The organism is Blastococcus atacamensis, assembly GCF_002938425.1.
Lineage (GTDB): Bacteria > Actinomycetota > Actinomycetes > Mycobacteriales > Geodermatophilaceae > Blastococcus > Blastococcus atacamensis.
In genome coordinates this window covers 1-2298 of record NZ_POQU01000154.1, presented here as the reverse complement: position 1 = coordinate 2298, position 2298 = coordinate 1, and the positions used below count along the sequence as shown (strand labels likewise).

At 74.9% G+C, this 2298-nt stretch carries 3 protein-coding genes; 1 reads left to right on the top strand and 2 read right to left on the bottom strand.

Annotation, left to right across the window (positions count from 1 at the left end; genetic code table 11):
• Nucleotides 1-62: 62 nt before the first annotated feature.
• Nucleotides 63-206, bottom strand: a complete 144-nt coding sequence (locus C5508_RS19725) for a hypothetical protein (protein WP_157944157.1) — start codon at nt 204-206, stop codon at nt 63-65.
• Between the two features lie 157 nt (nt 207-363).
• Here C5508_RS19725 and C5508_RS19140 point away from each other — a divergent pair, with 157 nt between their 5' ends.
• Nucleotides 364-1641, top strand: coding sequence for a competence/damage-inducible protein A (locus C5508_RS19140; protein WP_232797308.1), 1278 nt, complete (start codon nt 364-366; stop codon nt 1639-1641).
• Between the two features lie 19 nt (nt 1642-1660).
• Here C5508_RS19140 and C5508_RS19135 read toward each other — a convergent pair whose 3' ends face one another.
• Entirely contained in the window at nt 1661-2215 is a 555-nt protein-coding gene (locus C5508_RS19135; RefSeq protein WP_104526492.1) for a class E sortase, read from the bottom strand.
• Nucleotides 2216-2298 lie beyond the last annotated feature (83 nt).

Here is a 2298-nt window from a genome sequence, read left to right as displayed (position 1 = left end):
CTGCGGCGTCGCTCTCCAGCGTCTGCGGCCAGGACGGCGCCGGTCGAGGCGCCCGCACCCCCTCAGGCCACCGGTGCCGACGGCGGGGGGAGCTGCTGCACGGAGGTCGCGCCGGCGGCCGGGGTGACCACCGGGATCTCCTGCGTGCTGGGCTGGCGCGGACCGGGACCCGGGTCGGGCGACTGCTGGTCGGACGGCGTGCTCACGGTGCCTCCTCGCGGACTCCGGCGGTTCGCCGGTCGGTGCGTTCCGACTCGCACGGTATCGGCGCGGAGCTGCCCCGGCGCCGACGGCGCCCCGGACGGGCGCACTCGCCCGGCACTGCCGGGGGGCGGCTCCGGCCCTAAGGTCGGGACCGTGGTCATGCGCGCCGGCATCGTCGTCACGGGCACCGAGGTGCTCACCGGCAGGGTCACCGATCGCAACGGACCCTGGCTGGCCGAGCAGCTCCGGGGCCTGGGGGTCGACGTCGGGCACGTCGTCGTCGTGGGGGACCGGCCCGACGACCTCCGGGCGACGCTGGCCTTCCTCGCCGGCCTGGGCACCGACCTGCTGATCACCTCCGGGGGTCTGGGGCCCACCGCCGACGACCTCACCGCGCAGGTGGTGGCCGACTTCCAGGGGCGCCCGTCGGCGGTGGACCACGCTCTCGAGCAGCGCGTGGCCGCCGTCGTCGATCGGCTCATGGCCCGGCGTGGCTGGCGGGCCGACCCGGAGGCGACCGCGGCCGGGGTCCGCAAGCAGGCCACCGTCCCCGACGGCGCGACGGTGCTGGAGCCGGTCGGCACGGCACCGGGTCTCGTGGTGGAGCCGGCCGAGGGCCGGGACGGACCGCCGGTGGTGGTGCTCCCGGGTCCGCCCGGTGAACTGCAGGGGATGTGGCCCGCGGCCGTGGCCGCCCCCGCGGTGCGGGCGGTGCTGGAGGGGGCGACGGAGCTGCACCAGCGGACGCTGCGCCTGTGGGGCACGCTCGAGGCGCAGCTGGCGTCGACGCTCCGCGAGATCGAGCCCGAGTTGGCCGGCCTGGAGATCACCACCTGCCTGCGCGAGGGCGAGCTGGAGATCGTCACCCGCTTCTCCCCCGAGGCCCGGCCCGCCTACGACCGGCTCGTCGACGCCGTCACCCGGCGCTACGGCGACACCCTCTTCTCCACCGGCCCGACCCTCGACGACCTGGTCGCCGGAGCGCTCGTCGACCGTGGACTGACCGTCGCGACCGCCGAGTCCTGCACCGGCGGGCTGCTGTGCGCCCGGCTCGTGGAGCGGCCGGGCTCCTCGGCGTACGTCCTGGGCGGGGTGACCGCCTACGCCAACGCCGCCAAGCGGGAGCTGCTGGGCGTTCCGGCCGACGTGCTGGCCGAGCACGGCGCGGTCAGCCCGCAGGTCGCCCGGGCGCTGGCCGAGGGAGCGCGGTCGCGGTTCGGGGCGGACCTCGGCGTGGGCATCACCGGGGTGGCCGGGCCGGGCGGCGGCAGCAGCGACAAGCCGGTGGGGACCGTCCACGTCTGCGTCGTGGGACCGGACGGCGTCCGGGAGCGGCACCTGCGGCTGCACGGATCCCGGACGGCGGTGCGGGAACGCTCCGTCACGATGGCACTGCACCTCCTGCGGGAGCTGCTGCTGGGTGGCCCGCCCGCCTGACGCCACGCGCCTCACGGGGTCAGCCGCGCAGCTCCGGCGGGCCGTCGGGTGCCGTGGACTTGCTGGTCGCCGGCCCGTCCAGCCGGGCGTGGATCACCAGCCGCTGCTGGGCCGAGTATTTCGGATGGCAGGTCGTCAGGGTCAGGTAGGCGCCGGAGGCCGGGGCGCCGGCGGGGGCGCCGGGCGTGGGGGAGATGACGGATACGTCGTCCGGGCGGACGATCCGACGGCCCGGGATGCCGCTGGGGTCGCCGGTGAAGCTGCCGTCCGCCGGGGTGGCGAGCACCCGGTAGACGAACCACTCGCCCGCCGTCTCGACCACGAGGGGATCCCCGGGACGCAGGCGGTCCAGGTCGAGGAAGGGTGAACCGCGGCCGACACGGTGGCCGGCCAGCGCCAGGTTGCCCTGCTCGCCGGGCATCGCTGTCCCGAGGTAGTGGCCCGGCCCCTGGGCCAGCTCCGCCTGGGAGGTGCCCTCGACGACCACCCGGGCGTAGGAGGTGCCCAGCCGTGGGATGTGGAGGACGGCGATCGGCTCGCCCACCTCGACGTCAGCCGGCCGTCTCTTATACAACTCTGACGCTGCCCTCTAACACAATAGACGATGTCCAAGAGGGCGCCAGATCAATAAAAACAAAAAAAAATAAAAAAATAATA

Coding starts and splice junctions, on each gene's coding strand:
- C5508_RS19140 (WP_232797308.1), top strand. CDS start 364: ATGCGCGCCGGCATCGTCGTCACGGGCACCGAGGTGCTCACCGGCAGG.